At 27.5% G+C, this 16,634-nt stretch carries 16 protein-coding genes; 3 read left to right on the top strand and 13 right to left on the bottom strand.

Annotated features, from left to right (window positions below; all coding sequences use genetic code 11):
• Positions 1 to 2 precede the first annotated feature (2 nt).
• The 10 genes from AMRN_RS07120 to AMRN_RS07165 all read right to left on the bottom strand — a co-directional run bounded on the left by AMRN_RS07120 (position 3) and on the right by AMRN_RS07165 (position 12,269).
• Positions 3 to 2,108: an LPS-assembly protein LptD gene (locus AMRN_RS07120; protein WP_099311508.1), complete on the bottom strand. Its 2,106-nt coding sequence runs from the start codon at positions 2,106 to 2,108 to the stop codon at positions 3 to 5.
• Positions 2,101 to 2,538, bottom strand: a complete 438-nt coding sequence (locus AMRN_RS07125) for an RDD family protein (RefSeq protein ID WP_099311509.1) — start codon at positions 2,536 to 2,538, stop codon at positions 2,101 to 2,103. The genes AMRN_RS07120 and AMRN_RS07125 overlap by 8 nt, the downstream gene beginning before the upstream one ends.
• A 6-nt stretch (positions 2,539 to 2,544) precedes the next feature.
• The gene (purD, locus tag AMRN_RS07130) at positions 2,545 to 3,810 is read right to left on the bottom strand and encodes a phosphoribosylamine--glycine ligase (protein ID WP_099311510.1); all 1,266 of its coding nucleotides are present in this window, start codon (positions 3,808 to 3,810) and stop codon (positions 2,545 to 2,547) included.
• A 237-nt stretch (positions 3,811 to 4,047) separates the two neighbouring features.
• A complete protein-coding gene (locus AMRN_RS07135; protein ID WP_099311511.1) occupies positions 4,048 to 4,680 on the bottom strand; it encodes a uroporphyrinogen-III synthase in 633 nt (210 codons plus the stop codon).
• Between the two features lie 6 nt (positions 4,681 to 4,686).
• Positions 4,687 to 6,123 (bottom strand): ribosome biogenesis GTPase Der, encoded by a 1,437-nt coding sequence (gene der, locus AMRN_RS07140; protein WP_099311512.1) that lies wholly within the window; start codon positions 6,121 to 6,123, stop codon positions 4,687 to 4,689.
• Between the two features lie 82 nt (positions 6,124 to 6,205).
• The gene (hpf, locus tag AMRN_RS07145) at positions 6,206 to 6,748 is read right to left on the bottom strand and encodes a ribosome hibernation-promoting factor, HPF/YfiA family (protein WP_099311513.1); all 543 of its coding nucleotides are present in this window, start codon (positions 6,746 to 6,748) and stop codon (positions 6,206 to 6,208) included.
• A 90-nt stretch (positions 6,749 to 6,838) separates the two neighbouring features.
• Positions 6,839 to 8,968, bottom strand: a complete 2,130-nt coding sequence (locus AMRN_RS07150) for a DNA translocase FtsK (RefSeq protein WP_237673291.1) — start codon at positions 8,966 to 8,968, stop codon at positions 6,839 to 6,841.
• A gap of 124 nt (positions 8,969 to 9,092) precedes the next feature.
• The gene (gene lpxD / locus AMRN_RS07155; RefSeq protein WP_099311515.1) at positions 9,093 to 10,040 is read right to left on the bottom strand and encodes a UDP-3-O-(3-hydroxymyristoyl)glucosamine N-acyltransferase; all 948 of its coding nucleotides are present in this window, start codon (positions 10,038 to 10,040) and stop codon (positions 9,093 to 9,095) included.
• Between the two features lie 41 nt (positions 10,041 to 10,081).
• Positions 10,082 to 10,582, bottom strand: coding sequence for an acetolactate synthase small subunit (gene ilvN, locus AMRN_RS07160; RefSeq protein ID WP_099311516.1), 501 nt, complete (start codon positions 10,580 to 10,582; stop codon positions 10,082 to 10,084).
• Positions 10,575 to 12,269 carry an acetolactate synthase large subunit gene (locus AMRN_RS07165; RefSeq protein WP_099311517.1) on the bottom strand — a complete coding sequence of 565 codons (1,695 nt, stop codon included), beginning with the start codon at positions 12,267 to 12,269 and terminating at the stop codon, positions 10,575 to 10,577. Before AMRN_RS07165 ends, ilvN begins: the two co-directional genes overlap by 8 nt.
• A gap of 148 nt (positions 12,270 to 12,417) precedes the next feature.
• Between AMRN_RS07165 and AMRN_RS07170 the strand changes: the two genes are divergently transcribed.
• The gene (locus AMRN_RS07170; protein WP_099311518.1) at positions 12,418 to 13,212 is read left to right on the top strand and encodes a hypothetical protein; all 795 of its coding nucleotides are present in this window, start codon (positions 12,418 to 12,420) and stop codon (positions 13,210 to 13,212) included.
• 1 nt (position 13,213) lies between these two features.
• Here AMRN_RS07170 and AMRN_RS07175 read toward each other — a convergent pair whose 3' ends face one another.
• From AMRN_RS07175 to AMRN_RS07185, 3 genes are read right to left on the bottom strand one after another with little or no spacing between them, the layout of a single operon-like run.
• Positions 13,214 to 14,122, bottom strand: coding sequence for a Ppx/GppA phosphatase family protein (locus AMRN_RS07175; protein ID WP_099311519.1), 909 nt, complete (start codon positions 14,120 to 14,122; stop codon positions 13,214 to 13,216).
• Positions 14,122 to 14,679 (bottom strand): CDP-alcohol phosphatidyltransferase family protein, encoded by a 558-nt coding sequence (locus tag AMRN_RS07180; RefSeq protein ID WP_099311520.1) that lies wholly within the window; start codon positions 14,677 to 14,679, stop codon positions 14,122 to 14,124. Before AMRN_RS07180 ends, AMRN_RS07175 begins: the two co-directional genes overlap by 1 nt.
• 11 nt (positions 14,680 to 14,690) lie before the next feature.
• Positions 14,691 to 15,788, bottom strand: coding sequence for a GGDEF domain-containing protein (locus AMRN_RS07185; RefSeq protein WP_099311579.1), 1,098 nt, complete (start codon positions 15,786 to 15,788; stop codon positions 14,691 to 14,693).
• Positions 15,789 to 15,904: 116 nt separating this feature from the next.
• On the opposite strand from AMRN_RS07185, the gene AMRN_RS07190 reads away from it, so the two are divergent.
• Positions 15,905 to 16,399 (top strand): putative metalloprotease CJM1_0395 family protein, encoded by a 495-nt coding sequence (locus tag AMRN_RS07190; RefSeq protein ID WP_099344927.1) that lies wholly within the window; start codon positions 15,905 to 15,907, stop codon positions 16,397 to 16,399.
• The gene (locus AMRN_RS07195) at positions 16,389 to 16,634 is read left to right on the top strand and encodes a hypothetical protein (protein ID WP_099311522.1); all 246 of its coding nucleotides are present in this window, start codon (positions 16,389 to 16,391) and stop codon (positions 16,632 to 16,634) included. Before AMRN_RS07190 ends, AMRN_RS07195 begins: the two co-directional genes overlap by 11 nt.

A 16,634-nucleotide genomic window follows, 5' to 3' on the forward strand; every position in this document is an offset into this window, starting at 1 on the left:
TATTATTTCTCACTTTTTCTTAACTTATACTCTTGTTCTAAACCACCAATTGGTTTTAGTAAGAATTGTACATAAAGAATATCTTGTTCTTTTCTATCATATAATTTACTAGAACTAGCTTCCATCTCTTTTTCAAATCTGAAATCTAATCTCCAACAAATATCATTTATAGAGAATAAAACACCTTGTTTTGTTCTCATACTCTCTTCTAAATTGTAATTTGTATAGTATCCAATAGAGTAATCGTTTGATATTTTATAGTTTGCATCAACTCTATATGATTCTAGGTCTTCTTTCCCTGAGTTTGGAGTATCTTTTGACATATAATAACCAAGTCTTAGACTAAAATCATTATAATTAAATGAAAAAGAAGTAGAGTTCTCAATAAAGGCGTTGTCTTGGTGATTATAAATGACTTTATTAGAAACTTTCCCTAGAAAATAGTTATAAATTAATTCATTTTCCATATTATCAAGTTTTGGATCATCAAACTCATCAAAAATTATTGATTGCTTTAATTTATGATTGATAATTTGTTTTAAATCTTCATTATCATAAATTGATTGATTTAAACTAAGTTGAATACTTCTTTTTGTTTTTGATATTGGAAAAAAGTTCAATTCAGAAGTAGTATTATTTATGCTATATAAATCTCCATCATCTTCAATTGTTTTAGCATCTACATAAGCAGCACTTAAATTAACTGTATGTAAAAAGTTTTCATAAGGTTTAATTAAATCTGTACTAACTCCAACACTAGTAATATTTTCAATAAAAGTTCCATCTTCTAAATTAGTAGTAGTATCATCATATTGTAAATGATTAATTACTGTTTCATTTTTAAGTGTTAATTGTAAATAATCATCAAAAAAAGACATTGAATAAGAAATGGGTATATTTATATCATACCTATTAGCTGTGATTCCTTCTTCTCTATAATAATTTGTATATCTAATATCAGTTGAATATAATAAATTATCTAAAATAATTGGTTGCGAATATTTGTGAAAATGTGCTTGAGGTAACTCTTGCATTGTTTTTGCATTTGATTCTTCAGTAGTATCAATATAATGTCTAAAATACATACCTGTATAATACTTTGAAGTATTATAAAAATAGTTTATTTTAGATTCAATCTTTTTTTCATTATCTTCATCATCTCTTGTTCTATTTTCTAAGTTTCTATATTCAATATCATTTAACCATGATATATCCACAAATAGACCATCTTGAGAATCTGCATCTGAAAAAAGTTTTGTTCTTTTATAATCAATATTCCATCCATAATGGTTTTGATTTTCTAATTCATTTTCTTCAAAATAATCACTATCTTCTTTAAAAAAACCTGCACCAACTTCTAAAGTTGAATATTGTGAATCTGCATATCTAAAATAAGTATTTAAACCCTTACCTCTTTTTGAACGATATTGAGGAACAAGTTCAATATCATAATTTGGTGCAGGTGCAATAAAAATTGGTTGTTTATACATAAAACCTTCATCACTACCATATCCTATTGTAGGAATTAAAAGACCTGTTCTTCTTGTATTATCAGTTGAAAACCCAAAATAAGGTGTATATAAAACAGGCACATCTTTTATATAAAGTCTTGTGTTAAAAGTACTAAGCCATTTAGTTTCTGAATTATATTCAGCACTAGATACTCTAATACTCCAATCAGGATCTTCACAGTCACAACTTGAAAGTATAGATTTTTCTAAAGAAACTATTTCATTTGTTTTATTAGATTTTGTTGAGTTTATCCAAAGGTTTGTTTCACCCTCAAAAATCAAAGTAGGTTTTTGAAATAAGGCATTTGTTTTATTATCTAAAAAGGCGTAGTCACTTTGAGTTTGGATTTTGTTATCTTTAATAATCAAAACATCATCAAAAAACTCAAATGTTTCATTTTTTTTATTATAAATAACTTTTTGCGCACTAGCATAATAATTTGATGAAAAAATAACAACATCACCATACGCAGTAATTAAATTATTTTGACTATCAACTTTATTAGCAACCATTTGAAACTTATCATCATTTACTTCTTTTGCATTACTTGAAGTACATAATGCAACTAAACATATAAAAACTAATTTTTTAAACATCAATTATTAGTGTCCTACCAATTTTATCATGAAATGTTTGTCTACCTTCACTAAAAAAACCTAACAAAAATCCTATGTAAAAGAACATTTCACTTAATATTCGCCCTGCTGATCTAAACATAGAATTAAGCAAAGATACTCTTCCTAAATGATTATAGTCTATTACTTTAATCTTAACTATAATCTTCCCAACAGTTGCACCATAATACCAAACAAAAAAAGAGTGGTAAATAAACTTTACAAATAAAACTGGCCAAAGAAATTGATTCATAATTGCTAAAACAACAGCAGGATCATTAGTAGTTGTTACAATAGTATCCCAAAATACGATAACAATAAGAAAAGTAATTAGTAAATCATCAATAACAAAAGCTAATGCTCTAGATCTTAAAGAAGCTAATTCTAAATTTGAATTATTTAATTCACTCATTTGAACCTACTTCAAAGCTTGATATGCAATATCAGTTCTACATTTCTTACCGGCAAAATGAACTTGTCCACATAATAAATAAGCTCTATCTCTTGCTTGTTTAATTGTTTTTCCAAAGCCTACACAAACTAAAACTCTTCCACCCGTTGCCATTAGCTTGTCATCTTGTTTTGCCACACCTGCAAATGAGATATGAGTATTATTAAGTATATCTTCATCTACTATATTATCAATAATTATTTCTGCTGGTGCACTACTTGAGTATGGATAATTTCCACTTGCCATAACAACACCAACACTAAATTCGTCTTTAATTTTTATATCTAATGAATTTAAATCTTTAGTTGCACCTTTATAAAAAAGTTCAGAAACAGGTGTTTCAAGTAAAGGCATTAATATTTCGCACTCAGGATCGCCAAATCTAACATTATATTCTAAAATAATTGGTTCACCTTTTACTACCATCACACCAATAAAAAGAACACCTTCAAAAGGTGCTCCTTCATTTTTCATACCATCAAGTGTAGGCTTTACTACTCTTTCTTCAACTTTTTTATAGATATCTTCATTAACAAGTGGTGTTGGAGCATAAGCACCCATTCCACCTGTGTTAGGGCCAGTATCACCATCGCCTATTCTTTTATGATCTTGAGCTGCTGGTAATATTTTATAATTTTCACCATCACAAATTGCAAAAATAGATAGTTCATATCCATCTAAAAACTCTTCAATAACAACATTTGTACCTGCATCGCCAAAAGAGTCTCCACTTAGCATGTCAGAGGCTGCTTTTTTTGCTTCATCTTTTGATTGAGCAATAATTACACCTTTACCTGCACATAAACCATCTGCTTTTACAACTATTGGTTCATTCATAGTATCAATAAAATCATGAGCTTCATTTTCGTTATTTGTTTCTAGAAAAGCAGCTGTTGGAATATTATATTTTTTTAGTATATTTTTCATATAAACTTTTGAACCCTCAAGCATAGCTGCAGCTTTACTTGGCCCAAAAATAGTTAAATTTTCTTTTTTAAATATATCAACTACACCATCAACCAATGGAGCCTCGGGACCTACAATTGTTAAATCAATGTTATTTTCTTTCGCCCAAAAAGCCAACTCATTATAATCTTTTATATTAATATTCTTACCTAAATCTTCAGTAGCACCATTTCCTGGCATAAAAAATAAGTTATGTTTTTCTTCTTTGTAGATACTAAGACCTATGGAATACTCTCTTCCACCACTCCCAAGAATTAATATATTCACTAGATTTCCTTAAAATTTGTAGTTTAAATATCCAAGTAGCCGTTAACCATCAAATGGCCCACAAAAGCCAACGATAGGAGTAAGAACACTATTTTAGGAATGCAAACAAAAGAAGCATTACACACCATAGTATTACAACTACTCACACAAATAAAGTATCGGACCCTCAACAATGGAAATCCCGTACTACTTAGATGAATTTATTTTAGCTAAATGTGGTTGAAGTAAAGATTAAAACTAAAGTTTCTGAGCAAGTTTTACACACTCTTCAACACTCGTAGATGAGCTTACAAAAAAATCAACTTCATTTGGTAAAAACTTAGCTGTAGTATTTCCAATTACGATAGCAGTAAAGCTATCATGCCAATTGAATTTTTTAAAAAAACACTCTACACTTGATGGTGATGTGAAAATAAAAATAGAGTTTAATTCAAAATCTCTTTTTTTTAGTTCATCATTACAAATAGTTTCATATATAATCTCATCATCAATATTTATCTTATTTTCTTTTAAAATCGAAATAAGATTAGATACAGTTTTTGAAGCTCTTAAATATAAAGTTTTTTTATTTTCTAAATGATTAATTAACTCTTTTGCATAATCATTTCCATGGCCACTTTTACCTATATACTCAACTTTTCCATTTAAGCTTTCAATAATCTTTGCTGTTTTGGGTGCAATTGCATAACAAGGAATCTTTTTCCAATCACTTGAAAAAGAATCTATTGAGTAAACAGCATTTTTTGAAGTAAAAATAATTGCATCATATTTGCTAAAATCAATATCTTTTTTTATATATCTTATTTTAAAAACCTCTAAATTTTCAATATTATTAAAAGAAAGATTATTTAGCAAATATATTTTTTTCATTGTTTATTAACCTTGAAAATAAGTATCATTTGAATTATCTTCTTCTCTTTCACCTTTTTTTCTTACAATTATATGTATTGGCGTACCCTCAAAATTGATATTATCTCTTAAATAATTAATTAAATATCTTTTATATGAGAAGTGTAATAAGTTAGGTTTATTCATAATAAGTGCAATTCTAGGTGGATTTGATTCAAATTGTGTTGCATAATATATTCTTAAATAGTTTCCATTAGGACTAGGTAAAGCATGTCTTATTAGTGCTTCTTCTACTATTTTATTTAACATAGAAGTAGGTATTCTTTGCGAATAATTGTTGAAAATATCAATAATTTTATCTTTTAGTCTTTCAATACTTCTTCCAGTTTTTGCAGAAACTGCAATAATTGGAGCATATAATAAAAATTTAAATTTTCTTCTTATTTTAGTTTCCAATTCTTTAAAAGTCTCTATATTCTCATCCCATTTATTTAAAACAATTATTGTTCCAAGACCATATTGATCAACTAATCCTGCAATTTTTTCATCTAAATCATATAACTCTTCTGAGGCATCAAGTACAACTAATGCTAAATTTGCTTTTTGTAACATATCTTTTGTTCTCATTAGTGCAAACTTTTCAATTCCTTCTATTTTACCTCTTCTTCTAAGACCAGCAGTATCAACAAATGTAATTTTTTTATCTTTGTATTCAAAAGACTCATCAACTGGATCAACAGTAGTCCCAGATATAGGAGAAACAACAGAACGTTCTTCTCCAATTAAAGCATTTAAAATAGAACTTTTACCAACATTTGTTCTTCCAATGATAGCTACATTTATATCATTACTTTCAACTTTTTTATTTATATCATCTTCTGGATTTATAAAATCTTCAATTCCCGTATCTAACTCTTTAAAGTCTATAATATCACTATTGTTAGATTCTTCTTCTATTTCAGGTAATTCTTCAGCTATCCAATCAAAAAGTCTTTTTGTTCCTCTATTATGAGATACAGAAATTCCAAAAAGATTATTATCATCAATTCCAAATTCATAAAAAGACCAAAGTCTTTCTTTTTCATTATCATTATCTATTTTATTAACAACTAGTGCCAATTTTTTACCAAGGTTTTGAAGCTCATAAAATAGTTCTTTATCTTTATCATCAGGTATTTTTTTGCCATCTACCATAAAAAGTATTATATCAGCTTCTTTTGCACACTCAACTGCTTTTCTTTTTACATTACTAAATATTGCATCATCTGTTTCATCAATACCTCCAGTATCAAGCATCAAAGCTTCTTTTCCAAGTATTTCAATTTCATGTTTTCTAATATCTCTTGTAGTACCTGCTAAATCTGATACAATAGCAATTCTTTTTTTTGCAATTCTATTAAAAAGTGAACTTTTACCAACATTTGGTTGTCCAATTAAAGCAATTTTTTTTAGTTGTTTTTCCATTTAAACTATATCCTAATATTTAAAATTAAAAAAGGCATTAGCAAAAAGCTAATACCTTAATAGCGAAGATTTACTTAGTCTATTAATATAGACCAAATTTACCTTCAACTTTTGTTTTATAAAGTACTCTTAAATTATCATCTTTGTCGTAAAATACTTTAAATAAATCTTCACCAGCTTTTAAAGTTTCCAATGCTTCTTCAATATCAATTGGTTTATATGAAGCCAATTTAACTGGAATTATTTCATTTTCAAACTTTTCAAGCTCAATAGCAATTTGATCTTCAACAGCAGCAGCCTCAACTTCTGTTAATTTAGTTGCTTTATGAGTAGTGATTTTGTCATGGTGTCTTCTTAATACTTTATTAACTCTATCTACTGCAATATCAACTGCAGAGTATAAGTCTTTATCTTTTTGTTTTACAACAATCGTATCAAGATGAGCAACATTTATCGTAAACTCAAATGTAAATGCTTTTTTCCCGTTCTTCTCATCTTGTGCAATTATTGAGTTAACTGATATTATATCTAAATTATATTTTTTAAAAATCTCTACTGAACTATTAATATAATCTTTGATTGGTTCTGTTAATTCTATGTGTCTTCCTACAATACTTGTATTCATAACATACTCCTTTATATATATTTTATTAATTTTAACATAAACAAAATAAAAGTCTGTTGTTATTTTTGTTATTTATTCAACTAAGTAGTATTAAATAAGAATTTCTCTATTGCCTTTTGCATTTGGTTCTGATAATACACCAGATTTTTCCAATTGTTCAACTATTGTTGCAGCTCGATTGTAACCAATTCTTAATTTTCTTTGTATATAAGATATAGAAGTTTTTTTATCTGTTAAAACTACTTGCTTTGCATCTTCATATAATTCATCAAGTTCACCAAGTTCAATTCCACTTGAGTCAGAGATATTAGAAGAGTTTCTATCTTTTACAAAATTCATATCATATTCAACTTCTTTTTGCTCTTTTAAAAATTCAACAACTTTTTCTATTTCTGTTTCCATAGACCAAGGAGCATGTATTCTTACTAGTCCTGACATACCAGGAGGAGTAAATAACATATCCCCTCTTCCAAGTAATGATTCTGCTCCCATTGAATCTAAAATAATTTTAGAATCAACTTTTTGCCCTACTTTATATGATAATCTACTAGGTAAATTTGCTTTTATTAAACCTGTAACTACATCAACAGAAGGTCTTTGTGTTGCTACAATTAAATGAATTCCACTTGCTCTTGCCATTTGTGCTAATCTTGCAATTGAGTGTTCTACATCTTTTCCACTTGTCATCATTAAATCTGCCAACTCATCAATAACTACAACAATATAAGGAAATGGCTCATACTTATCTTTTTTTGCTTTTTCATTATAATTTTCTATATTTTTAGTTTTTGTTTGAGACATCAAAGTATATCTTCTTTCCATCTCCGCAACCATATTTGATAAAGCATTAATTGCATCAGTTGGTTTTGTAATTACTGGTGTCAATAAATGTGGAATATCATTGTACATAGAAAACTCTAACATTTTTGGATCTATCATTACAAGTTTTAAATTATCTGGTGAATTTTTATATAAAAGAGATAAAATCATTGCATTAATACCAACTGATTTTCCTGAACCTGTAGTTCCTGCAATTAGTAAATGCGGAAGTTTTTTTAAATCAGTTATAAAAGGTTTTCCCACAATATCTTTACCTAAAATCATAGTTAAAGGAGATTTTGAATTTTGAAAAATTTCACTTTCAAGTAACTCTTTAATAAAAATTGTTTGCATATCTTCATTTGGAACTTCAATTCCAACAACATCTTTACCTGGAATTGGAGCTTGAATTCTAATTGTTTGTGCTTTAAGTGCCATTGCTAAATCATCTTGTAGATTTAATATTTTTGACACCTTTACATTAGGTGCTGGTTTAAATTCAAAAGTTGTAACAACAGGTCCTGTATAAGTTCTGACTACATCACCTTCAATTTTAAACATTAGAAGTTTTTCAAGCAAATCTCCAATTTTTTGATCAATTACTGCTTCTGAAACTTTTGATTTTTTATCTTTTGGTGAGTTTTGAAAAAACTTAGTAGGAGGTAACTCAAAATCTTTTGGTTTTTCAGTTTTACCTAATTCTATATCATCTAAAAGTCTTTTATTCTCTTCTAACTCATCAACAATAATTCCATGTTGTGTAGTTAGTTCTTCAATTGAACCTATCTCTTCTAAATTTTCTAAATCTTTATTATTAGTATTAACATTTTCTTCTTTTATAATATCTTTTAATTCTTCTAATTTTTCAATATTATCAAGTGTTGGTTCAATAACAATCTCTGCTGTATCTCCTACTTCTTTTACACTAACAGCTTCATTACGAAGATTTTCTTTTTTTACAGATTTATTTTTTAATTTTCTTTTTGTCTCTTCAGCTTTTTTAATTTTTGCTCGATTTGCACTATTTTGCTTTTCATTTGATTTAGGTAATGAAAAAGTAGGAATTTTATTTTTAATTGAATTCATAGATATCTCATTACTTTCAAAAATTACTGTAAAAGTAATAACAAATCCTACCAATACAAAAATCCATAAACCAGCATTTCCAATAAAAGGACTTAGGTCACTCACAATTATATTTCCAATTAATCCACTATGTTGTTTTGTTGTTACAACTAGTGATTGTAAAGTTAAAGAACTAAACAATAAAAGCAACATAACCATTACTTTTAAAGAGAAATCGCCTAAATCAAAATACTCTTTATAATTTATTAAATACAAAGGATATAGAAATAAAAATAGATATACATATGATAAATATCCAAAATAATTGTGTGACATCTGTGCGAATAAATAACCTATTTTTCCAACACTTTGTTGTGTTGAAACAAATATTGAATATTCTAAATAAAAAATTATAAAAAGAAAAATTAGTGATAATATTTTTTTAACTATTTTAAAGCCTTTATTTTTTCAAAAGTTTTGATATTTTACCTTGAAGCCTTAGCCATGTTTTATGTTCCATTAAAGGAAATCCTGCCCAAAACTTTTTAGGAGTAGTAATACTTTTAGTTACTCCACCTCTTGCAGCTATTGTTGTAAAAGGTGCTATTTCTAAATGTCCTGCTGTAGCACTTTGTCCACCCATCACTACATATTCATGAAGTATAGTCGAACCTGAAAGCCCTACTTGTCCAGTAAGAATTGTACCCTTTCCTAGCTTACAATTATGTGCAATATGTACTAAATTATCAAGTCTTACATTATCTTCTATTATTGTAGATTTAAATGCAGCCCTATCAATTGCACAATTAGAACCTATATCAACATTGTTTTTTATAATTACATTTCCATTTTGATAAATTTTTATGTAATCAGCTCCAGAAATTGCAAACCCAAAACCATCACTACCTACTATAGTTCCAGCATGAATTATACAGTCATTTCCTACTTCGCAATCTCTGTAAATACATACATTTGGGTATAAAATAGTATTATTACCTATTTTTACATTATCCCCAATAAAAACACCTGGCATAATTGTACAATCATTACCTATTTGTGTGTTTTTTCCTATATATACATTATCTAATACTTTAGTATTTTCACCAACAATTGCATCTTTCCCTATAGTTTCTACTACATTTGGAGCAAAATATTTACTAGCTTTTGCTAAAGCCACATAAGGCTCTTCACAAACTAAAGCTATTGTATCTTGAGGTACTTTATTTAAAAACTCTTTTTTAACTAAAACTGCACCAGCTTTAGTTTTTTCTAAATCATTTATATATTTTTTATTTTCTAAAAAAGTTAATTCATTTTTATTTGAATCTAATAGTGTATTTAAAGAAGTAATTTCTAAATCATATTCACATTTTATATCTAATGCTTGAGCTATATTTTTTAAATTCATTTTTATCCTTTCAAGCAAAAGAAGATAGAAGAGGTTTTCTTCTATCTTTCCATTGCAACAACACCACTTTTTACAACTTCAAGTGGGTTAAATCTTGTATTCATTATATTTGTAAAATTTGCTATTCTATGTGGTTCATCTGTTGCAGATATCACAATAGCCTCCTCTGTAACATTTTGAATATGTCCATTATAAGCTCTTGCTATAACTTCTACATCACTTATTGGCTGATCAATTGGTATTTTAACTAGTACTGTTTCTTTTTCGATAACATTTCTATGTTCATTTACTTTAAGTACAGGTATTAATTTATTCAATTGTTTTACAATTTGATCAATAATTCTTTTATCACCTGTAGTGACAATAGTCATTCTAGAGTATTGTGTATCAGAAATAGGAGCGACTGTTAATGAATCAATATTATATCCACGCGCTGAAAAAAGTCCTACAATTCTTGATAAAGCATTATGCTCATTTAAGACAATAACAGAAATAACTTGTCTTATGGTTTCTGTATCATAGTAATGGTTAAAATTATTCATTGTTATCTCCTATTAGTGTCATCTCATTTAAAGCATGGCCATTTGGAACCATTGGTAATACTTCTTCATTTCTTTCAACGATAACTTCAATCATAGCTGGCTTTTTCTTTTCAACAGCATCTTTTAAGGCTTTATCAAACTCTTCTTTTGTTGAAACTCTATAACCAATTCCTCCAAATGCTTCTATAAGCATTTTAAAATCTGGTTGCATTGAAAGGTCAGTTTCAGATAATCTATTTTCATAAAACATTGTTTGCCATTGTCTTACCATTCCCAAATAGTTATTATTTAAAATAATAGTAATTACTGGTAAATTAGATTCAACACAAGTCATAAGTTCTTGAATATTCATCAATATTGATCCATCACCTGTAAAATTAATAGATATTTTATCAGGATTACCTTTTGCAACACCCATTGCAGAAGGAAGACCAAATCCCATTGTTCCTAAACCACCACTAGTTATAAACTGTCTTGGAAAAGAGAATGGATAAAATTGTGCTGTCCACATTTGATGTTGACCAACATCAGTTGAAACAATTGCCTTGCTTCCTAAAATTTCACCAACTCTTTGTATTGGCCATTGAGGCTTAATAACAGTATTTGAATCAATATATCTTAAAGGCTCTTTTTCTCTATACTCTTTAAGTAAAGCAACCCAATTTATATAATCATTAAATTCAAAATCACCCATTGTATTTATCATACCTGCAACAGTAACTTTTAAATCCCCTACAATAGGATAATCAGCTCTTACAAGTTTTGCAATAGTTGCTGGATCAATATCAACATGTATAACTTTTGCTTTTGATGCAAACTCATCAAGTCTTCCTGTTACTCTATCATCAAACCTTGCTCCCAATGAGATTAAAAGATCAGTTTCATATGCTGCCATATTAGCAGCAAACTCACCATGCATACCTAACATTCCAATTAATAGTGGATTGTCATGACCCATAATACCTCTTGCCATAAGAGTTTCCACAACTGGTATATTAGCTTTTTTTGCAAATTCTCTTATTTCATGTCCGCAATTTGCTAATATTGCTCCACCACCAACATATAGTAATGGTTTTTTTGATTTTGAAATAGCAGTCATTGCTTTTTTTAATTGTCTTTTATTATAATTTACCGTTGGCTTATATGTAGGCAAATTAATCTCTTTTGGATATTCAAAATTTCCAGTTTCTGCTGTAATATCTTTTGGAATATCAATATGAACAGGTCCAGGTCTTCCTGTACTTGCAATATGAAATGCTTCTTTTATAATTCTAGGTAAATCTTCAATTTTATTTACTAAGTAATTATGTTTAGTACATGGTCTTGAAATACCAACTGCATCAATTTCTTGAAAGCCATCTGTCCCTATTATAGCAGTAGGAACTTGTCCTGAAATAACGACGAGAGGAATAGAATCCATATAGGCAGTTGCTAGACCAGTTACTGCATTTGTAAATCCTGGTCCACTTGTAACTATTGCAACACCAACTTTTCCTGTTGATCTTGCGTAACCTTCTGCTGCGTGTATAGATGCTTGTTCATGTCTATTTAAAATATGTTCAAAATGATTTTGTTTATATATTTCATCATAGACATTCATAATAGCGCCCCCAGGGTAACCAAAAACAGTTTTAACCCCTTCTTGGTGTAATGATTCAATAACCATTTTTGCGCCAGTCATTTTCATAATTCTTTCTCCCTCGTTTAATTAAAGCGTAAATTGTACAAAAACATTCATTAAACTGCCTTTAATCAGCATCTTTGCCTATTTAATTTAGCTAAAATTTAGTAATTTTTAAGTAAAATAACTAAATATAAAATAGGAGTTACACATTATGGATGTAAATAGTATCAGTAGTAATGTTTCAAACCTCAATTCTTTGCCTCAACAGCAGTTAAATAGAACTTCTCAAAATACTAGAATTGAGCCTATTTCTAATGATGCATTAAACTTATCTATAAGTGAAGCTTACAATCTCAAAAGAGATGAATTATCAAACTCGCTACAAACATTTAATGAAGGTATTGCAATAACTGCTATTGCTAAAAATGGGATACAAAAACAACAAGAAATTCTTTCAAATATTGAAAAAACGATAACTGATGATAAAATTGAAGACAAAAATCAATTAAAAGAGCAACTTACAAATCAATTAAAAGATTTTACTTCTATCGCACTTGAAACAAAATATAAAAGAGAGTCTATTTTATCTACACAAGACTCAAATCAAGAAAATAATAATTTTACAATTGACACAAAAGAAGCTTATTTAGAAATAAATAAAGTAAATACACCTGTAATATCAAATGAATTAGCAAATGATATACAAAATAGTGATTTAAATAATGAAGAAACTGTAAATACTATTGTTGGTAAACTTAATACAAGTGAAAAGTACTTAAATGATTTATCTAATCAATTTGATCAAACATCACAACAAATACAAGAAAATGCAAAAGATATATTAAAACAACAACAAAATTTAGTTACTAATAATCAAACTAATAACATAAATTTTGGTAAAGAAACAAGTGATTTTACAAAAAACAATCTTTTTGCAAATATGGGTTATTTAGCAGTTTCACAAGCGAATATCGTTCAAGAACAAAGCGTTAGATTATTGTCATAATTTATTTAATTAGACATTGATTTATTGCTACACCTTCTCTTAAGCCATCATCTAAAACAATCGATTCTTTTTTATTTAATGCTTCAAAAATAGCTTTGTAAATATATACGCCAACTTCAATAAACTCAACTCTTCCACTTCCAACAAGACTTGTGATTGTTTGTTTTGAAGAGTTTCTAAAAAGCTCTAAACATTCATTTAAATCATTTAAATCTACTATTGTTCCATTAACTAAACTTTTATCATAATGAAAAAAATCTTGGCCTAGTTTAATTGCAGCAATAGTAGTAGGTGTACCAGCTGTTGCTACAAAAGTATATTCTTCTAAATCTATTTGTAAAGTATCAATAAAGTTTCTAATTTCTTTTTTTCTTAAATTCAAGTTATCTTCTAAAAGTTTATAATCATTGAACTTTTGAGTTAAAGTTACTATACCAAAATTAAAACTATGCGCTTTATAATCATTTTTAGTATTTACTATAATTTCAGTAGAACCACCACCAATATCAAGTAAAACAAATTTTTCTGATTTTAGTTTTTCTCTTTTTAATGCATATTTAACGGCAAGTAAAGTAAGTCTTGCTTCTTCATTACCATCTATAATTTTAAATTTAGCACCAGTCTCTTTTGAAAAATATTGAAGAACTTCTTTTGAATTATTTGCCATTCTCATAGCAGCTGTTGTAACACAAATTGCTTCTTTGGGATTGTAATTTAGTTTCTCACTTGAGTAGTTAATTGTATTAATTACTCTTTCTTGTGCTTCTTTTGAAATAACTCCAGTATCAACTAAACCATCAGCCATTCCAACAACTTGATTAAATTCTGAAATAATTTTATGATTTAAACAATCATAGACTAAAACTCTAAATGAGTTTGAGCCTAAATCTATTGCAACAACTTTCTCCATTAGGGATGAGGGATTTTAATTTTTGAATTTAATAAATATCCGATTATTATCATCGAAATAAGAACAAACTCTTCTGAAATAAATCCACTTAACCAAATAAGATAAACAACCCAAAGTAAGATAGCTCCCAAAGGAGTAGGTATACCAGTAAAATATTTTTCTACTTCTCCAACATCTGCATTTAAATTAAATTGAATCAATCGTCTAAGTCCTGAAATAATATAAAAAATAAATGCAAACACAACTAATGGTGTAAATAAAATAAGCTCTTTACCATCGATTATTGCAAAATATATAAACATTGTAGGAACAATAACAAAAGATAAAAAATCTGCATAAGAATCGAGTTGAACCCCAAAATCTGTAGATAGATTATACTTTCTTGCAATTTTTCCATCTAAGATATCAAATCCACCTGCAAGCCAAGCAAAAAGCGCTGCTCCAAAAAACTGATTGTGTGTAAGAAAATAAATAGCTAAAATACCTGAAGCGATATTGAAAAATGTCACTGTATTTGCTAAGTTAAAATGATTATTTTTATTAAATAAAAAAGTCAATTACTCTCCTTTTAAAGTGTAAACTGGTTTCTACCATTTTGTTTTGATTTATATAAGTTTTCATCAGCAATTTTATACAATTTATTTGCTGAAATATAACTGTTAGGCTCATAAATAACTGCACCAGTTGAAATTGATACAATATTTAAAATTTTACTTGATTTATGTTCAATATTTAAATTAATTATTTTTTTATTTATATCTGTTAAACATTCAATCAATATATCTTCATCAGTATCAAATAAAACTACTCCAAACTCTTCGCCACCAAGTCTGAAAACATATTCATACTCTTTATTAAAGTACTCTTTTAAAGCCTTTGCAACTTTTTTTAATGTTTGATCACCTAAATCATGACCATATGTATCATTATACTGCTTAAAAAAATCAATATCTACCATAATAAAAGCACTTTTCCAATTATTTGCATTTGAAATAAAAGGTAAGTTATCAAAAATATTATCAAAGTACTTTCTATTATATAATTTTGTCATCGAATCAGTGATTGATTCAATTTTATATTTTTTTGTTAATATTGTTAATTGATTATCTTTTTTTATTATTTGATAGATTATAAAAATTATTATAGCAAAAGAAAATATAATTATAGCTATAAAATTATAAAAAAGATAATCTTTCATACTTGAATAATCAACTAAAAATTCCCTTCTTTGTTTATACGCTATATCAACTTCATGATCTTTTAAAAAGTTAATTTGTTTTATTACTAATTCATAGATTTTTATTTTATCAAGTTTAAAAGAGTTTACAATAAACTTATCTATATCACTTACAATTTTTCTTTCTTGTTTAGTTTTGTATGCTTTATTATAATTATTCCAATTTTTTAAAATTACAGTTTTTTCTGCTTCTATATTACACTTATTATTTGTTATTTTTTTACATTGAATTATAGTCTGATAATTTTTTAAAACTAAATCTAAAGTTATCAAAGGAACAAAATTTCCAAAATATATATTATCAATTTGTTTTTTTAGTCTGTCAATTTGTGAATTAAATAAAAAACTAGCACTGATTAAAGCAAAAATAATAATTGTTACTAAAAGTAAAAGTTTAAAAGATAATGATTTAAAAAATTTATTCTTCATAGTAAAAATTATATCCAAAATAAGTTTAACCATTATTAATTTTTTGATTGTCAATAATACTTTACAAAACAATATTAAATATGCTAAACTTAATAAAATAAAAAAAAGAGTATGTTATGCTAATAAATGATAATTTAACTGTTTCATCAATTTATCAACAAATTGCTCAAAAAAAAGCAGAGCTTGCAAATCTTGACAAAGAAGATTTAACAAAATCTTTTTATGAAAAGAGTGATTCAGTTAACTTAACAAATAGTGGAAATTATGATGAGGAAGATTATCAAAGAGTTTTAGATAAATTTGAAAATCTTGATTCAAAAACTAGGTCACATGAGCAATTGCATGCATCTCTTGCACATACAAAGGGTGCGATTTCTTATAACTATCAAATGGGACCTGATGGAAAATTATATGCTACAGGTGGTCATGTAAGACTTGATACTTCCATACCAAAAGATGAAGCTGCAGCAATTGCAAAGTTGGATAAGCTTCAAAAAGCTTCAGCTGCACCAGATGGATTAAGTAGTGCAGATGCTTCAATAGCAAGAGCTGCAAATTTAAATAAAATGCTTCTTTTAAGCAAAGAACAAGGAGTAGAAAATGCGAATTGATAACAGTATGAACCTAAATGCAATGGTTGCAACACAAGCACAAGTTACACAAAATGCACAAACAATTGCAGATATGTCAAATGTAGTAGCTGATCCTCAAAATCAAGAAGTAACTCAAGATTTAATTGATGCTATTACTTCACAAATTCCAAATACAATAGCATACAGCGCAAATGCAAATGCAATACAAACACAAAATGAAACTTCAAGTATGTTATTAAATATAAAGGCATAA

The organism is Malaciobacter marinus, assembly GCF_003544855.1.
In the GTDB taxonomy this organism is placed as follows: Bacteria; Campylobacterota; Campylobacteria; order Campylobacterales; family Arcobacteraceae; genus Malaciobacter; species Malaciobacter marinus.

Coding starts and splice junctions, on each gene's coding strand:
- AMRN_RS07120 (WP_099311508.1), bottom strand. CDS start 2,108: ATGTTTAAAAAATTAGTTTTTATATGTTTAGTTGCATTATGTACTTCA.
- AMRN_RS07125 (WP_099311509.1), bottom strand. CDS start 2,538: ATGAGTGAATTAAATAATTCAAATTTAGAATTAGCTTCTTTAAGATCT.
- AMRN_RS07135 (WP_099311511.1), bottom strand. CDS start 4,680: ATGAAAAAAATATATTTGCTAAATAATCTTTCTTTTAATAATATTGAA.
- der (WP_099311512.1), bottom strand. CDS start 6,123: ATGGAAAAACAACTAAAAAAAATTGCTTTAATTGGACAACCAAATGTT.
- hpf (WP_099311513.1), bottom strand. CDS start 6,748: ATGAATACAAGTATTGTAGGAAGACACATAGAATTAACAGAACCAATC.
- AMRN_RS07150 (WP_237673291.1), bottom strand. CDS start 8,968: ATGTCACACAATTATTTTGGATATTTATCATATGTATATCTATTTTTA.
- lpxD (WP_099311515.1), bottom strand. CDS start 10,040: ATGAATTTAAAAAATATAGCTCAAGCATTAGATATAAAATGTGAATAT.
- ilvN (WP_099311516.1), bottom strand. CDS start 10,582: ATGAATAATTTTAACCATTACTATGATACAGAAACCATAAGACAAGTT.
- AMRN_RS07165 (WP_099311517.1), bottom strand. CDS start 12,269: ATGAAAATGACTGGCGCAAAAATGGTTATTGAATCATTACACCAAGAA.
- AMRN_RS07170 (WP_099311518.1), top strand. CDS start 12,418: ATGGATGTAAATAGTATCAGTAGTAATGTTTCAAACCTCAATTCTTTG.
- AMRN_RS07175 (WP_099311519.1), bottom strand. CDS start 14,122: ATGGAGAAAGTTGTTGCAATAGATTTAGGCTCAAACTCATTTAGAGTT.
- AMRN_RS07185 (WP_099311579.1), bottom strand. CDS start 15,788: ATGAAGAATAAATTTTTTAAATCATTATCTTTTAAACTTTTACTTTTA.
- AMRN_RS07190 (WP_099344927.1), top strand. CDS start 15,905: ATGCTAATAAATGATAATTTAACTGTTTCATCAATTTATCAACAAATT.
- AMRN_RS07195 (WP_099311522.1), top strand. CDS start 16,389: ATGCGAATTGATAACAGTATGAACCTAAATGCAATGGTTGCAACACAA.